The sequence below is a fragment of the Pseudoduganella sp. R-34 genome (assembly GCF_049904655.1).
Lineage (GTDB): Bacteria > Pseudomonadota > Gammaproteobacteria > Burkholderiales > Burkholderiaceae_D > Rugamonas.
In genome coordinates, this window is sequence record NZ_CP184572.1 from 320424 (window position 1) to 334946 (window position 14523).

Sequence of the window (14523 nt, forward strand, 5' to 3'; positions counted from 1 at the left end):
AAGGTGCTCCCATAGACCATTCGACGGGAGGTTTCGAATGCACATCATGGAAGGTTTCCTGCCGCCCGCGCATGCGCTTGGCTGGGCAGCCGTATCCGCTCCTTTCCTGGCCTGGGGCCTGCGCAGCATGGCGCGCGGCTTGCAGGCGCACCCCGAGCGGCGCATGCTGCTTGGCGTTGCTTCGGCCTTCGCTTTCCTCCTGTCTGCGCTGAAGCTGCCGTCCGTGACGGGAAGCTGTTCGCATCCGACCGGCGTCGGGCTTGGCGCGCTGCTGTTCGGTCCTGCGGCGATGGTGCCGGTCGGCTTTGTCGTGCTGCTGTTCCAGGCCTTGCTGCTGGCCCACGGCGGCTTGACCACGCTGGGCGCGAACGTGTTCTCCATGGCGATCGTCGGGCCCTTCGTTTCCTATGGCGTATTCCGCTCCACGGCGGCCCTCGGGCTATCGCGCGCGGTCGCGGTGTTCGCGGCCGCCTGTATCGGCGACCTGGCAACTTACCTGACCACTTCTGCACAGCTGGCCTGGGCCTTTCCTGATCAGATCGGTGGTATCAGCGCTTCGTTCGCCAAGTTCGCCGGTATCTTCGCGTTGACACAACTGCCGATCGCCATCAGCGAAGGCTTGCTGACCGTACTGGTGGTGAATGCGATGGCGCGCTTCAATGCGCACGAGCTGCGCCTGCTGCCGGTGATGGCGCATGTGAAGGAGAAGTCGGCATGAAGGCGCGTACTGGCTTGATCTGGGCGGCCATCATCCTGTTGACCGTTTTGCCGCTGTGGTTTGCAGACATGCCGCCGGCGGAGCCGGGCGGCGCGGCGCCAGCAGCATTCAGCGGAGCGGATTCGCGTGCGCAACAGGCGATTGGCATCATCGCACCACACTACAAACCCTGGTTTGCACCGCTGTTCGAACCGCCGAGCGGAGAGATCGCGTCGCTGCTGTTCGCGCTGCAAGCTGCGATCGGCGCGGGCGTGATCGGTTTCTGGCTCGGCACATCGATGGCGCGCGAGCGCGAACAACGTTGCGCACAGGGGGATTCGGTGCCGGAGCAGGATTCCCATGCGGATTGACGCCGCAGCCTACGCCTCGCGCTGGCAGGCCGTCGCTCCAGGCGCGAAGGGCCTGTTCGCGCTGGCCGGCATCGCTGCCGCCTGGCTCGCCCGCAGCCTTGACACGCTGGCCGTGCTCGCGCTGCTCTCCATGCTCGCCACGCTGGCCGGGGCGCGCGTGCCGATCCGGACCTACTTTGCCGTAGCGGTAGCGCCGGTCGGCTTCCTTTTGCTGTCCTGCCTGACAATGCTGGTCACGCCTGACGGCGGGGGCGGCTGGCGGTGGGCGCCTGGGCTCTCGCCGGCAGTCGGGTACATTGCCCTGCGCTCGATCGCCGCGCTGGCCGCCGTACTCGGGCTGGTGCTGACCACGCCGATGCCGGACCTGTTGATGTTGCTGCGCCGCCTGCGCGTACCCGAACTGCTGCTGGACCTGATGGCGCTGTGCTACCGCATGCTGTTCGTGCTGCGCCAGGCATGGGACGAAGGCAGTACCGCGCAAGCTGCGCGCCTGGGACATGGCGGCTGGCGCCAACACTGGCGGTCGATAGGGTTGCTGACGGGCCAGATGGCACTACAGGTATGGCAGCGCGCGTCGGCACTGCAAATGGCGGCCGATGCGCGCGCCTTCGAGGGCAGCCTGCGCCACTTGCCGGCTTCCTTCCCGCATGCGCGACGCCAGCTTGCCCTATCCTTGCTGGCGAGCGTGCTGCTGCTGGCATTTTCCCTGCGTGACAGGCTATGACGCCTTTGATCGAACTCGAAGCAGTGGAGCACGCGTTTGCCGACGGCAGCCCAGGCCTGCGCGGCTGCACGTTGTCGCTTGGCCGCGGACGCCGTCACGCGCTGCTCGGCGCGAACGGCGCCGGCAAGACCACGCTCCTGCTGCACCTGAACGCTTTGCTGCGCCCCACCGTGGGCCGCTTGCGCTGGCACGGCAACGAGTACGACTACAGCCGCAGTGGGCTGGCCTCGTTGCGCAGCCGGGTCGGCCTTGTGTTCCAGAATCCTGACCGCCAGCTAATCTCGGCACTGGTCGAGGAGGATGTGGCGTTTGGGCCGCTGAACCTCGGCCTCGACGACGCCACGGTACGCACTCGCGCCGCGGATGCGCTCGATGCCGTAGGCCTGGCCGGCTTTGCGCGCCGTCCCGTGCACCACCTGAGCTTCGGCCAGAAGAAGCGCGTCTGCATTGCCGGCGTGCTGGCCATGCAGCCCGAAGTCCTGCTGCTGGACGAACCGATGGCGGGCCTGGACTCGCCGATGCAGATGGAACTCGAGACATTGCTGGACCGCCTCGCCGCGCGCGGCGTGACGATCGTCCTATCCACCCACGACGTCGACTTTGCCTATCGCTGGGCCGACGACATCCACATGATGGCTGCTGGCCGCTGCATTGCATCGGTTCCCGCCCAGGAGCTGGCCTCGCGCCAGGAGGCGCTACGCGCAGCCGGCCAACGCTTGCCCCAGGCATTGGCATTACATGCCGAGCTGGCCAAACGCGGCTTGCTTCCCGCCGGCGCCGCACCGCGAAGCGTGGAGGCCGTGCTGACCGCACTGCGCGCGCAGCCTGTCGACGAACACCAAGGAGAAATACTGATATGACAGCTGGCAAAGTCTGGTTTGTCGGCGCCGGTCCCGGCGGCCCCGAACTGATCACCGTCAAGGGACAAAAGCTGCTGGCACAAGCTGGCGCCGTGCTGTTTGCCGGCTCGCTGGTGGACCGCGCCGCAACGCTCTACGCGCCGCCTGGCTGCGTCATCCGCGATTCGAAAGACATGACGCTGGAAGAGATGACGGCTTGGCTGATCGAGCAAACTCGGGCCCACAGCACCGTAGTAAGGCTGCAGACCGGCGATCCCGGCCTGTACGGCGCCCTGATTGAAATGGCGCGTCCGCTGGTTGCGGAAGGCATTGAATGGGCCGTGGTGCCCGGCGTTTCGTCGGCCATGGCTTCGATGGCAGCCGCCGGAGAATCCATGACCTTGCCCGAGGTGACGCAAAGCGTGATTTTCACCCGCGTCGAAGGCCGCACCCCAATGCCGGAGGGCGAAGACCTGGCCAGCCTGGCTGCGCACCGCACCACGCTGTGCATCTTCCTGTCGATCACCCTGATGTACAAGGTCGAGGGTGCCCTGCGTGCGGCGGGCTGGCCGGAGGACTCGCCCATGCTGGTCGTGCACAAAGCCAGTTGGCCCGGCGAAGAGAAGATCCTGCGCGGGACGCTGGCCGACATCAAGCAGCGCTGCCGGGAAGCCGGCGTAGCCAGCCAGGCCATGATCGTGGCCAGCCCCACGCTGGGCGCCCTGCACTGGGAAACCCTGGTGCGCTCCAAATTGTACGACCCAACTTTTACCCACCGTTTCAGAAAGGCCAGCGCATGAACCAATCCATCATGATGCCAGCGATTGCAGCAGCGAGCGATACCATCCTCGTCGTCGGCCATGGCTCCCGCGAGGAGTCGGGCAACCAGGAAATCCGTGAATTCGTGGACATGTGGCGCGCACGCCGGCCGGGCTGGCGCATCGAATTGTGCTTTATCGAGTTCGCTCCCCCCGAGCTGAATGCCAGCCTGCTGGAGGTTGCCGCAAGTTCGCGCCGCGTGCTGGTAGTGCCGCTGATCTTGAATGCAGCCGGCCATGTCAAGATGGAGATCCCAGAGGCCATCGAGGGTGCGCGCATCGCCCGTCCGCAAACGGAATTCCTGCTGGCGCCGCACCTGACCGCCTGCGACCCGGTACTGGCCATCCTCAAGCGCCGCCTGCGCAAGGCCATGGCGACGCTCGACATGCCCGATCCGACCACCACCGGCGTCGTGCTGCTGGGCCGCGGCTCTTCCGACCGCGGCGCCAACGGCGAAATGGCCAAGATGGCGCGCTGGCTACTGGAAGAGGGCGACCACGAGCTGGTGGACCTGGCCTTCACAGGCATCACCTGGCCGCGCCTGGAAAAAGTCGTGCAGCGCCAAGTGATGCTGGGCATGCGCCAGGTCGTGGTGCTGCCATACTACCTTTACACCGGCACGCTGATGCAGCGCATTCACCGCCAGGTTGAACACCTGCGCGGCCAGTATCCGCAAGTGCGCTTCGCCTGCACCGAGCATTTCGGCTTCGAGGCCGAGATTTTCGAGCTGATGGACCAGCGCGTGGAAGACTTGCGCGCTGGCGTGCCGGATAGCCGCCTGCCTTGCGACGGCTGTACCTACCGCGAGATCGCACATGACCATGGCCACGGCCACTCCCATGCGCATACACACGATCACGCAGAGGCGCAGCCAGCATGAGCACCATCAACACCGTCACCGAACAACTGACCCGCGCCGGCCAGGTGATCGAGCATGACAGCTTCGCCATCATCGACGCTGAAGTCGGCTCACATACCTATACCGAATCGCAATGGCCAATCGTACGGCGCATGATCCACGCCAACGCGGACTTCGACTTCAACGGCCTGACCGACTTCCATCCGGCAGCAGTGCGGGCCGGCATCGCCGCCATGCTGGCCGGCTCGACGCCTGTCGTTGCCGACGTTGAAATGATCTGCTCCGGCCTGTCGCAACCGCGCCTCGCCCACTTCGGCATGAAGACGCACCAGTTCATCAGCGATGCCGACGTTATCGAAACCGCCAAAGTCGAAGACACAACGCGCGCCGTACAAGCCATGCGCAAGGCGCACCGGCTTGGCCTGCTGGAGGGCGCCATCGTTGGCATCGGCAATGCGCCGACCGCGCTGATCGAGCTGGTGCGCCTGATTCGCGAAGAAGGCGTGCGCCCTGCGCTGGTGGTTGGCATGCCGGTTGGCTTTGTCTCCGCCGCCGAATCCAAGGACTTGATGGCGGAAGTGGCCGAGGTGCCGTGGATCGTCATCCGCGGCCGCAAGGGAGGCTCGACGCTGGTGGTCGCAGCCCTCCATGCCCTGCTGGCCCTGGCCGAGGCAAAGCAGAAGGCAGGGCAGGCATGAAGGAAAGGGCAGCGGCCGAACGCGGTACGCGCACCGGTTTCACGACCGGTGCCTGTGCTGCCGCAGCGGCGCGCGCAGCGGTGCTTGGGCTGGCGACGGGCCACGTGCCGGAGGAAATCGAAAGCCTGCTGCCGAACGGTAGCCGGGTGCGCTTTGCCGTGCACGACGGCGGCTGCAGCGCGCAGTCCGCACACGCCATGGTGGTCAAATTTGCAGGCGACGACCCCGATTGCACCGACGGCGCCCACCTGACGGTCGACCTGCGCCTGCTGCCCGGCCGCGCCGGCGACGTGCTGTACGTGGCCGGCGACGGGGTTGGCACGGTAACCATGCCCGGCCTCGGGCTGGAGGTAGGCGGTCCGGCGATCAACCCGGTACCGCGCCGTAACATTGCAGACAACCTGCGCGAAGCCGCGCCCGCCCTGCTGCAGGAACATGGCATCGAGGTCACCATCAGCGTGCCGGATGGACAGGTGATGGCCAAGAAGACCACCAACGCACGCCTGGGTATCCTGGGCGGCATCAGCATCCTCGGCACCACGGGCATCGTCAGGCCCTATTCGACGGCGGCGTGGCGTGCCAGCGTAGTGCAGGGCGTGCAAGTGGCTGCGACCACCGGCCACGAAGTGGTTGCGCTGACCACCGGCGGCCGCACGGAGACCTTTGCCATCGCCACGCTGCGCGCAGAGCGTCCCGAGCTGCCGTCCGCATGTTTCGTCCAGATGGGCGACTTCCTGCGCTATGCGCTGGACGAAGCCGCTTCGCAGCGTATCGGACTCGTGGTGCTCGCGGTCATGGTGGGCAAGCTGACCAAGATCGCGCAAGGCGAAACCATCACCCACGCCAACCGCAGCGAGGTCGATACCGACCTGGTGGCGGAGATCGCGCGCCGCATCGGCGCCACGCCCGAGGACTGCGCCGCCATTGCAGCAGCCGAAACAGCGCGCTTTGGCGCCGAACTGATGGTCGAACGCGGCCTGGGCGACGCCTTCCACCATGCGCTGGCCCAAGCCGCCATCGATACCCTGACCGCGCCCGAGCGCTATGGCCGTGCATTCCAGCTGCGCGTGCTGGTGTGCGATTTCAGCGGCAACCAGGTCGCCGACGTCTGGTCGCCGCCTGCGCTGCCACAAGAGAGTCCTGCCGACGCAAGGCGCATCGGCATTGACCACATCCTCGATATCGACCCCGAGCCAATCCCCGAATAGACCCATGGATACCTGTTTAACTGATCCCAATCCCTGCCGCGTGATCGGCGTGCTGGATGACGGTGCCGCAAGCCTGAATGCAACGGCGCTGGCATGGCTGCGCAATGCCGACGTGGTGATCGGCGGCGCCCGCACTCTCGCGCTGCTGAAGAATGAGTTCAAGCCTGGCGCCATCTGCCGCGACCTGACTGCACGCCTGAAAGAGGTGCCGGAATGGGTGCGCGCCGCGCGTGCCGACAACCTGTGCTGCGTGGTGCTGGCCACCGGCGATCCACTGTGCCATGGCATTGCGCCTTACCTGGCGCAACACCTGTGCGTGCAGGCGCTGGAAATCTTGCCCAACCTGTCGACGCTGCAACTGGCTTGCGCACGCATCGGGTTGGCCTGGCAAGATGCGCGCATCGTGTCGGTTCATGCCCGCGACGCCGGCGAATGGTCGCGCGGCAGTACGCCTGGTCACGGACTGTACGGACTGGCCCAGGCGCTGCGCCAGCATGCGCGCCTGCTGGTGCTGACCAGTCCTGACAACGGTCCGGACCGCATCGCCCGGCTGCTGCTGGCTGAAGGCCTGGGCGACGATTTCCACATGGCAGTCGCAGAGAACCTTCTGCAGCCAGAGGAACGCGTACTGGCAGAACTTAGCCCGCGTGAAGCGGCTGGCATGCAGTTCGCCGCCCTGAGCGTCGTGTTGCTATGGCGCGTAACGCCGGTGCCAAGCCCTGTGCGATTCGGCCTGGCGGACGCGGAATTCGAACAGCGCCAGCCGGAGAAGGGCCTGATCACCAAGCAGGAAGTGCGCGCCGTCAGCCTGGCGCGGCTCCAGCTTCGAGCCGACAGCCTGGTATGGGATATCGGCGCCGGTTCCGGCTCGGTAGGCCTGGAAGCGGCCCGCTTGTGCCCACAGGGGCACGTGTTTGCCATCGAAAAGAACGAGGAAGACTGTGCCATCGCAGGTCGCAACCACGCTGCGTTCGGCGTGGCCAATTACAGCCTGTACCACGCCAAGGCACCCGATGGCCTGGATGCCTGGCCCGATCCGGACGCCGTATTCATCGGCGGCTCGGGCGGCGAACTCGCGGGATTGATTACCGGCGTCCTGCGACGCTTGCGTCCCGGCGGCACGCTGGTGATGAACTTCGTAACGCTTGAAAACCTTGCCACGGCCACTGCCGCATTGCAGGCGCTGGAGGGCGACGGCGTCAGCTGGGACGTGCTGCAATTGCAGGCCGCGCGCAGCAAGCCGATCCTGCACATGCACCGCATGGCGGCCGAAAATCCGGTGTGGATCGTTTGTGCACGCCGTGCGGGAGGACCGGCATGAGCGGTACCTTGTGGGGGATTTCCCTCGGCCCCGGCGACCCGGGACTGATCACACGTGCAGCCTGGGAAGCGCTGCAGCGGCGCGATGCAATCTGGGTCTACCCGGCGCGCAGCGGCAGGACGCCAAGCTACGCATTCGATATTGTGCAACGCGCCGGCCTTGCGCCGCCCGACAAGCATGAATTGCTGCTGTTCCCCATGACGCACGACGGCGAAAAGCTCGCACGGGCCTGGATGAAGGCTGCCGAAACCGTGCTGCCCTGGCTTCGCGCGGGCCGCGACGTGCTTTTCCTCGTCGAAGGGGACGCCAGCACCTATGCGACCTTCGGCCACCTGGCGCGCACGGTGCGGGCTTTGGACGAGCGGGTACCCGTGCAAGTCATCGCCGGCGTCAACGCCTTCACCGCCGCCTGCGCCGAAGTGCCTGTGCCGTTCGCAGAACAGGATGACACGGTCGCAATCGTGCCGGCGGCATATGGCATTAGCGCCATCGACCGCCTATTGCCGGACTTCGACACCCTGGTGTTGATGAAGGTGAAGCCCCTGCTCGATGAACTGATCGACTGGCTGGAGCGCAAGGACTTGCTGGCAGGTGCGCACTTCATTGAACGTGTCGGCGCTCCGGACGAGCGTCGCTTCAGCGGCGCCGAGATCCTGGCGCTGCGGGGCACCAAAGTCAGCTACCTGTCGCTGCTGATCGTCAAGCATGGACAGCGCATTCGCGGTGAGCGCATCAAGGGCTGCCTCAAGAAAGCCGGCCCTCAACCATTAACCCTGGAGTCTGCATGAGCAGCTTATCAATTATCGACACAGCGGCGCCGCGCTTATGCCTGGTAGCCATCACGAAGCATGGCGCAGCACAGGCTGCACGCCTGGCCGCCGACCTGCCCGGCGCCGACATTTGCACTTCCGCCAAGTTCGCGGCGCAATTTTCCGGCCTGCCGAATGCGGTACGCGCCTACGACGGCGCGCTGCGCGATGAAATCGGCCCCTTGATTGAAGGCTACGACCAGATCGTGTTCTTCGTGTCGCTTGGCGCCGTGGTGCGCCTGATCGCCCCCCACCTGCGCAGCAAGGACGAAGACCCCGGCGTGATTGTGGTGGACGACGCCGGCCAGTTCGTGATTCCGGTCCTGTCCGGCCACGTCGGTGGTGCCAACGAATGGAGCGAACGCGTAGCCGACTTGCTGGGCGCAGTGCCTGTGCTGACCACCGCGTCGGACGTGGGCCGCACCATTCCGGTCGATATCCTTGGCCGCCACCTTGGCTGGCGAGTGGAAGCGCCCAAGATCAACATCACGCGCGTTTCTGCGCACGTCGTGAACGGCGAACCGATCGCCTTCGTACAGGAAGCCGGCAGCCCGAATTGGTGGACCAGGCCGACGCCGCTGCCGGACAACATTCACTTCTTCAAGCACTTCGACGACGTACTGCTGGAGCGCTACACCGCGCTGCTGTGGGTAACCCATGCCGAGGTGTCGGAAGAACGCTGGAATGCCCTCCACGAACGACTGGTGGTGTATCGCCCGCCTCTGGACGGCGCAGCGTGAGCACTTTCACGATCGGCCTTGGTTGCGACCGTGGCGCCATGCTGCAAACGGTGCGTGAGGCCGTGCATGCAGCGCTGCGCGAGGCCGGAGCCCAACCCGGGCAGGTAAGCGCCGCCGCAAGCATCACGCTGAAACGCGATGAAGAAGCTTTGCTCGCTTTCGCCGAAGAAAATGGCTGGCCGCTGCACTTCTACGCACCGGAAGAATTGGCGGCCGTTCCGGTACCGAATCCTTCAGAAACCGTGCGCCGCTACACCGGCACGCCATCGGTAAGCGAGGCTGCCGCCCTGCTGGCCGCCGGCCCAGGCACGCCAATGACCGCCCTGGTGGTCGAAAAATTCAAACTCCGAGGCGTGGACAACCGCAATGTCACCGTCTCAATCGCAAGGAAGAATCCATGAACGCACAACTCGAACAGCCCGCCGTCGCGGGAAAGATCATGCTGGTGGGGATAGGCCCCGGCAGCGTGGACCACATGACACAGCGCGCCCGCGACGCCATCGCCGAAGCCGATGTGGTAATTGGCTACGTCACCTACATCAAGCTGGTGGCCGACCTCATTGAAGGCAAGGAAATCATCCGCAAATCGATGACGGAAGAGCTGGACCGCGCCGTCAGCGCACTCGAAGCCGCGCGCGCCGGCAAGAAAGTGGCCCTGATTTCGTCCGGCGACGCCGGCGTGTACGGCATGGCCGGTCCGACCTACGAAGTGCTGTTCCAGTCCGGCTGGACCCCGGAAGACCCGGTGCAAGTGGAGATCATCCCCGGCGCATCGGCCCTGAACAGCTGCGCGGCCCTGGTCGGCGCACCGCTGACCCACGACTTCTGCGCGATTTCGCTGTCCGACCTGCTGACGCCCTGGCCGACCATTGCCCGCCGCCTGGATGCGGTGGCGATGGCGGACTTCGTTGTGGCGCTGTACAACCCGAAAAGCGGCCGCCGCACACGCCAGATCGTCGAAGCGCAGCGACTGTTCCTGCGCCACCGCCGTGCCGACACACCAGTTGCCATCGTCAAGAGCGCCTACCGCCGCCGCGAAAATATTGTCTTCACCACCCTCGACAGCATGGCCGACGCCGACATTGGCATGCTCAGCACTGTCCTGATTGGCAACAGCAACACCTTCGTGCGCAACGGCCTGATGGTAACGCCGCGCGGCTACGCCAACAAGTACGACATGCAAGAGGGTGGCGCGACGCGCGAAGGTGAGCGTGCAGGCCGTTCCCTGTCGACAGGCCTGCTGGGATGGCTCGATACGCTGCGCGCCGAACACGAAGCCGGTGCCAGCATTGAAGAACTGGCAGCGCAGTACCGACTGCCCGCCGACTATATCCGCTCCACGCTCGACGAGCCGTGGGAAGCCGAGACCAGCACCGAAGCGGAAGGGAGCGAAGCATGAGCGACACCCCGGTAAAACCAAAGATCAGCAGCTACCACCGCCACCTGCTGATTTGCACCGGCCCGCGCTGCACTGCCGACGGCCAGTCGCAGGCCCTGTTCGACAGCCTGGGCGACAAATTCAAGGCAGCCGGCTTGAACGAAGGCGAACTGCGCGTGAAGCGCAGCAGGGTAAGCTGCTTCGCGGCCTGCAAGGGCGGCCCGATCGCCTGCGTCCAGCCGGACGGCACCTGGTACTACAATGTCACTCCCGAGAACATGGACCGCATCATCGACCAACACCTATGCAATGGACAGGCCGTTGAGGAAATCGTGTTCCATCAACAGTGAGAGTAGAAGTGCAAAGCAGTTTTGACCAGGCAGCGATTGATGCCGTTTATCGTGTAATTGCCGAACGGCGTGACGTACGCCACTTCGTACCTGGCGCAATCGATGAAGACCTCCTCATGCGCTTGTTGGCAGCTGCGCACCAGGCGCCCAGCGTCGGCCTGATGCAGCCCTGGCGCTTCATCCGCATCCAGAGCCCCGAGCTGCGCGAGCAGATGTATCGGCTGGTCGACGAGGAACGCCAGGCCACCGGGGCCGCTCTCGGCGACCGCAACGAAGAGTTCATGCGGCTGAAGGTCGAAGGCATCCGTGACTGCGGCGAAGTGCTGGTGGCAGCCCTGATGGACCATCGCGAAAAGCACATCTTCGGCCGCCGCACCTTGCCCGAAATGGACCTGGCCTCGGTCGCCTGCGCTATCCAGAACATGTGGCTGGCCGCCCGCGCGGAAGGCCTTGGCATGGGTTGGGTGTCGCTGTTCGATCCGCTCAAGCTGGCAGCCTTGCTGGGCATCCCCGATGGCGGCAAGCCGGTCGCCATTATCTGCCTGGGTCACGTCGCAGGCTTTTACCCCAAACCGATGCTGGAACTCGAGGGATGGGCCATGCGCGGCAAGCTGGCCGACCTGGTTTATACCGACAGGTGGCAGGATAACAACAGTGCATAGCGTATAATCGCCGCCGTTTGGTGCCTCGCGCGCGTTCAAGCGTGCAGTTAAACGGGAAACACATGGCCGTGCTGGTTCAGCCGGCAGGCCAGGGTGTGCTGCCCCCGCAACGGTAAGCAAGCATCGTTCTCCAACGAAGGCCGTCTACACAAGCCACTGTGCGCAAGCATGGGAAGGCAAGACGGTTTGCCTTGCCAGCCCGGATACCGGCCAGACAGGTGGTGCACGCATCGGCGACGATGCGCGCGCTGTTCGGTCGCGCTCACGGGGAGGTGGGCGGGATTGCCGATTCAAACATCCATAATGAAAAAGAAACTGATCCCCATGGTCGCGGGGGCCTTGTGCGCTGTCGCGCAGGCACAAGAGCAAGAGACACCAGCCAGGGTGTACGTCGTTGGCCATCACTATGACAATGGCATTCGCACTTCCGACGCTGCCAGCGAGGGAACCATCACTTCGGCACTGATCGCCAACCGGCCTGCATTGCGGCCCGGCGAGATCCTTGAATTCGTGCCGGGCATGATCGTCACCCAGCACAGCGGCGACGGCAAGGCGAACCAGTACTACCTGCGCGGCTTCAACCTGGACCACGGTACCGACTTCGCCACCTTCGTCGACGGCATGCCGGTCAATATGCGCACGCACGGCCACGGCCAGGGCTATACGGACCTGAATTTCCTGATTCCAGAACTGGTTGGCCGCATCCGCTACCGCAAAGGCCCCTATTACGCAGACGAAGGCGATTTTGCATCGGCCGGCGCCGCGCATATGGGCCTGTCTGATAAGCTGAACGAAAATTTTGCATCGCTGACCGTCGGCGCGGATAACTATCGCCGCGGCGTAGTGGCGAATTCCACCGAGGTTGGCAACGGCAACCTGCTGTATGCACTCGATTTCGGCCACAACGACGGCCCTTGGCAGATGCCGGAAGCGTTCCACAAATCGACGGGTGTGCTGCGATACAGTTCGGGCAACAGCGCGGAGCGTTTCAGCATTACCGGCATGGCGTACAAGGCCGGCTGGCACGCGACCAGCCAGATCCCGCTGCGCGCGGTACAGGACGGACGGCTGGATGAATTCGGTGCGGCCGATCCGAGCGACGGCGGCCGCACCGCGCGCTACAGCCTTTCCGCCGAGTGGCGCAAGCGCGCGGGCGACACGCTGACGGAGGCGCACGCCTATCTGGTACGCAACGATCTCTCGCTGTACAACGACGTCACCTATTTCCTCGACGATCCGGTCAACGGCGACCAGGTGCTGCAGACGGAACGCCGCAAGATGACGGGTTTCGACCTGACCCAAACCTGGTTCGGTCAACTCGGCCAACGCTCGATGGAGAACAACATCGGCGTGCAGGGGCGCTTCGACCGCATTGCGCCAGTCGGGCTGTACGCAACGACGCAGCAGCAGGTGCGGCACCCGATCGCCGAATCGCGTGTTACCGAAGCGAGCATGGCCGCATGGTTCCAGAACACAGTGCAGTGGACGGACTGGCTGCGCTCCATTGCCGGCGTCCGCTACGACAGCTACCGCTTCAATGTCGGCAGCTCTATCGCGGAGAACAGCGGGAAGGTGAACGATCACATTGCATCACCCAAGATCTCCCTTGTGCTCGGGCCCTGGAGCAAGACGGAGTTCTTTGTGAACTACGGAGAAGGCTTCCACAGCAACGATGCGCGCGGTACCACGGCACGCCTGTCGCCACGCGAACGCGAGCCTGTCGATCCTGTCACGCCGCTGGTGAAAACGCGCGGTGCGGAAGTCGGCGCCCGCAGCGAGTTCGTGACCGGCCTGCAAAGCTCGGTCGCACTGTGGCGCCTGCGTTCCGGGTCCGAACTGGTATTTTCCGGCGATGCCGGCGACACGGCGCCGAGCCGAGCCAGCAAGCGTTCCGGCGTCGAGTGGAACAATCACTACGCCGCGACCAAGCACCTGCTGCTGGACTTCGACCTGGCCTATTCGCGTGCGCGCTACACCGAGTTCGACGCCGCCGGCGACCGTGTGCCGGGCGCTGTCGAGAAGGTGGCTTCGTTTGGCGCAACGCTGAACGACATCGGCCCATGGTCCGGCGCGTTCCAGCTGCGCTATTTCGGTCCGCGGCCGCTGATGGAGGACAACAGCGTTCGCTCGTCCAGCACGGCTATCGCCTACTTGCGCACCAGCTATCGCTTCGACCGCCGCTGGCAGCTGACGGCCGACGTGTTCAACCTGTTTGACCGCAAGGCGAGTGATGTCGACTACTACTACGCCTCACGCCTCGCGGGCGAACCGGCAGAAGGCGTGTCCGACATCCACTGTCACCCCGGCGAACCGCGCACGGTGCGTTTGACTTTGCGCGCCGTGTTCTGATCCGCCAGCCCGGCCAGATATGCGCACAGCATATCGGCCAGGCCGCCAGCGTAAGCCTTGATCTCCTTATCGGTACGGGGTTCCTGGGAAAACTGCTGGCCGACGGCGCTGAGAGTATCCATCACCAGGTCGCTTGCCAAGGTACGCTCCGCATTGGTGGCATTGGGCAGCACCTGGTCGATAAAGGTCCGGAACATCCGGTCGCCGGAGGCTTTGGTTTCGATGGCCTCCGGCGCGTCGCGGTAAAGCGGCGCTGCATCGTTAAGCGCGGTGCGCACCGCCGCTTCTTCACATTCCGAGCGCACAAAGGCATGCACCAGCTTACGCAAGCGCTCCAGCGGCGGCTTTGCTGCATCCTGCAGGATTTCCGACAGCATGGCCGACGTTTGCTGCCACTCGTCGCTTTGCAGGCGGAACAGGATCGAAGCCTTGTTGGGGAAGTACTGGTAGATCGAGCCCACGCTCACCCCCGCTCGCTCCGCCACGCGCGTTGTGGTGAAGCGGCGGGCGCCTTCTTTCGCCAAAACCTGAATAGCTGCCTGCAGAATTGCGCTGACGAGGTCATTGGAGCGGGCCTGTTTTGGCCTTCTTCGCGAGGAAACTCGGGCGTTTTTGCTATCGGTCATGGCGGGTCCTGGGAACGCGAATATGAAATGTGAAGGATTCTTCATATTATTCCTGCTCTTACACAAGAAAGGA

Annotated in this window: 17 protein-coding genes and 1 riboswitch; of the genes, 16 read left to right on the forward strand and 1 reads right to left on the reverse strand. The window is 64.7% G+C overall.

The genetic code is table 11. The annotated features are described in order from the left end of the window. Positions 1–37 precede the first annotated feature (37 nt). From ACN9MW_RS01490 to ACN9MW_RS01565, 16 genes are all read left to right on the forward strand, one after another. Positions 38–718 (forward strand): energy-coupling factor ABC transporter permease, encoded by a 681-nt coding sequence (locus tag ACN9MW_RS01490; protein WP_426166893.1) that lies wholly within the window; start codon positions 38–40, stop codon positions 716–718. After that, positions 715–1068 (forward strand): energy-coupling factor ABC transporter substrate-binding protein, encoded by a 354-nt coding sequence (locus ACN9MW_RS01495; protein ID WP_426166895.1) that lies wholly within the window; start codon positions 715–717, stop codon positions 1066–1068. The genes ACN9MW_RS01490 and ACN9MW_RS01495 overlap by 4 nt, the downstream gene beginning before the upstream one ends. Continuing rightward, a complete protein-coding gene (gene cbiQ, locus ACN9MW_RS01500) occupies positions 1058–1792 on the forward strand; it encodes a cobalt ECF transporter T component CbiQ (protein WP_426166897.1) in 735 nt (244 codons plus the stop codon). The genes ACN9MW_RS01495 and cbiQ overlap by 11 nt, the downstream gene beginning before the upstream one ends. After that, complete coding sequence (locus ACN9MW_RS01505; protein ID WP_426166899.1) at positions 1789–2652, forward strand: energy-coupling factor ABC transporter ATP-binding protein; 864 nt, start codon at positions 1789–1791, stop codon at positions 2650–2652. The genes cbiQ and ACN9MW_RS01505 overlap by 4 nt, the downstream gene beginning before the upstream one ends. Then, on the forward strand, positions 2649–3431 hold the full coding sequence (cobM, locus tag ACN9MW_RS01510) for a precorrin-4 C(11)-methyltransferase (RefSeq protein ID WP_426166901.1): 783 nt from the start codon (positions 2649–2651) through the stop codon (positions 3429–3431). The genes ACN9MW_RS01505 and cobM overlap by 4 nt, the downstream gene beginning before the upstream one ends. Beyond that, a complete protein-coding gene (locus ACN9MW_RS01515) occupies positions 3428–4330 on the forward strand; it encodes a sirohydrochlorin chelatase (RefSeq protein ID WP_426166903.1) in 903 nt (300 codons plus the stop codon). Before cobM ends, ACN9MW_RS01515 begins: the two co-directional genes overlap by 4 nt. Further along, the gene (locus ACN9MW_RS01520) at positions 4327–5007 is read left to right on the forward strand and encodes a precorrin-8X methylmutase (protein ID WP_426166905.1); all 681 of its coding nucleotides are present in this window, start codon (positions 4327–4329) and stop codon (positions 5005–5007) included. Before ACN9MW_RS01515 ends, ACN9MW_RS01520 begins: the two co-directional genes overlap by 4 nt. Further along, positions 5004–6215, forward strand: a complete 1212-nt coding sequence (locus ACN9MW_RS01525; protein WP_426166907.1) for a cobalt-precorrin-5B (C(1))-methyltransferase — start codon at positions 5004–5006, stop codon at positions 6213–6215. Before ACN9MW_RS01520 ends, ACN9MW_RS01525 begins: the two co-directional genes overlap by 4 nt. 4 nt (positions 6216–6219) lie before the next feature. Further along, positions 6220–7536 (forward strand): precorrin-6y C5,15-methyltransferase (decarboxylating) subunit CbiE, encoded by a 1317-nt coding sequence (gene cbiE / locus ACN9MW_RS01530; RefSeq protein ID WP_426166909.1) that lies wholly within the window; start codon positions 6220–6222, stop codon positions 7534–7536. After that, positions 7533–8324, forward strand: a complete 792-nt coding sequence (gene cobI, locus ACN9MW_RS01535) for a precorrin-2 C(20)-methyltransferase (RefSeq protein WP_426166911.1) — start codon at positions 7533–7535, stop codon at positions 8322–8324. Before cbiE ends, cobI begins: the two co-directional genes overlap by 4 nt. Beyond that, a complete protein-coding gene (locus tag ACN9MW_RS01540) occupies positions 8321–9085 on the forward strand; it encodes a cobalamin biosynthesis central domain-containing protein (RefSeq protein ID WP_426166913.1) in 765 nt (254 codons plus the stop codon). The genes cobI and ACN9MW_RS01540 overlap by 4 nt, the downstream gene beginning before the upstream one ends. Continuing rightward, entirely contained in the window at positions 9082–9486 is a 405-nt protein-coding gene (locus ACN9MW_RS01545; RefSeq protein WP_426166915.1) for a cobalamin biosynthesis protein, read from the forward strand. The genes ACN9MW_RS01540 and ACN9MW_RS01545 overlap by 4 nt, the downstream gene beginning before the upstream one ends. After that, positions 9483–10484 (forward strand): precorrin-3B C(17)-methyltransferase, encoded by a 1002-nt coding sequence (gene cobJ, locus ACN9MW_RS01550; RefSeq protein ID WP_426166917.1) that lies wholly within the window; start codon positions 9483–9485, stop codon positions 10482–10484. Before ACN9MW_RS01545 ends, cobJ begins: the two co-directional genes overlap by 4 nt. Next, positions 10481–10813, forward strand: coding sequence for a (2Fe-2S) ferredoxin domain-containing protein (locus ACN9MW_RS01555; RefSeq protein WP_426166919.1), 333 nt, complete (start codon positions 10481–10483; stop codon positions 10811–10813). Before cobJ ends, ACN9MW_RS01555 begins: the two co-directional genes overlap by 4 nt. Before the next feature lie 8 nt (positions 10814–10821). Continuing rightward, the gene (gene bluB / locus ACN9MW_RS01560; RefSeq protein ID WP_426166921.1) at positions 10822–11475 is read left to right on the forward strand and encodes a 5,6-dimethylbenzimidazole synthase; all 654 of its coding nucleotides are present in this window, start codon (positions 10822–10824) and stop codon (positions 11473–11475) included. A 2-nt stretch (positions 11476–11477) separates the two neighbouring features. Continuing rightward, a riboswitch (cobalamin riboswitch) is annotated at positions 11478–11704 on the forward strand. A gap of 74 nt (positions 11705–11778) precedes the next feature. Next, positions 11779–13824: a TonB-dependent receptor gene (locus tag ACN9MW_RS01565; protein ID WP_426166923.1), complete on the forward strand. Its 2046-nt coding sequence runs from the start codon at positions 11779–11781 to the stop codon at positions 13822–13824. Here ACN9MW_RS01565 and ACN9MW_RS01570 read toward each other — a convergent pair. Further along, positions 13773–14495, reverse strand: a complete 723-nt coding sequence (locus tag ACN9MW_RS01570) for a TetR family transcriptional regulator (protein WP_426166925.1) — start codon at positions 14493–14495, stop codon at positions 13773–13775. The genes ACN9MW_RS01565 and ACN9MW_RS01570 overlap by 52 nt on opposite strands. Positions 14496–14523 lie beyond the last annotated feature (28 nt).

Excerpts from the sequence above, each read along its gene's own strand:
- ACN9MW_RS01490 (WP_426166893.1), top strand. The coding sequence starts at position 38 with ATGCACATCATGGAAGGTTTCCTGCCGCCCGCGCATGCGCTTGGCTGG.
- ACN9MW_RS01495 (WP_426166895.1), top strand. The coding sequence starts at position 715 with ATGAAGGCGCGTACTGGCTTGATCTGGGCGGCCATCATCCTGTTGACC.
- cbiQ (WP_426166897.1), top strand. The coding sequence starts at position 1,058 with ATGCGGATTGACGCCGCAGCCTACGCCTCGCGCTGGCAGGCCGTCGCT.
- ACN9MW_RS01505 (WP_426166899.1), top strand. The coding sequence starts at position 1,789 with ATGACGCCTTTGATCGAACTCGAAGCAGTGGAGCACGCGTTTGCCGAC.
- cobM (WP_426166901.1), top strand. The coding sequence starts at position 2,649 with ATGACAGCTGGCAAAGTCTGGTTTGTCGGCGCCGGTCCCGGCGGCCCC.
- ACN9MW_RS01515 (WP_426166903.1), top strand. The coding sequence starts at position 3,428 with ATGAACCAATCCATCATGATGCCAGCGATTGCAGCAGCGAGCGATACC.
- ACN9MW_RS01520 (WP_426166905.1), top strand. The coding sequence starts at position 4,327 with ATGAGCACCATCAACACCGTCACCGAACAACTGACCCGCGCCGGCCAG.
- ACN9MW_RS01525 (WP_426166907.1), top strand. The coding sequence starts at position 5,004 with ATGAAGGAAAGGGCAGCGGCCGAACGCGGTACGCGCACCGGTTTCACG.
- cbiE (WP_426166909.1), top strand. The coding sequence starts at position 6,220 with ATGGATACCTGTTTAACTGATCCCAATCCCTGCCGCGTGATCGGCGTG.
- cobI (WP_426166911.1), top strand. The coding sequence starts at position 7,533 with ATGAGCGGTACCTTGTGGGGGATTTCCCTCGGCCCCGGCGACCCGGGA.
- ACN9MW_RS01540 (WP_426166913.1), top strand. The coding sequence starts at position 8,321 with ATGAGCAGCTTATCAATTATCGACACAGCGGCGCCGCGCTTATGCCTG.
- cobJ (WP_426166917.1), top strand. The coding sequence starts at position 9,483 with ATGAACGCACAACTCGAACAGCCCGCCGTCGCGGGAAAGATCATGCTG.
- ACN9MW_RS01555 (WP_426166919.1), top strand. The coding sequence starts at position 10,481 with ATGAGCGACACCCCGGTAAAACCAAAGATCAGCAGCTACCACCGCCAC.
- ACN9MW_RS01565 (WP_426166923.1), top strand. The coding sequence starts at position 11,779 with ATGAAAAAGAAACTGATCCCCATGGTCGCGGGGGCCTTGTGCGCTGTC.
- ACN9MW_RS01570 (WP_426166925.1), bottom strand. The coding sequence starts at position 14,495 with ATGAAGAATCCTTCACATTTCATATTCGCGTTCCCAGGACCCGCCATG.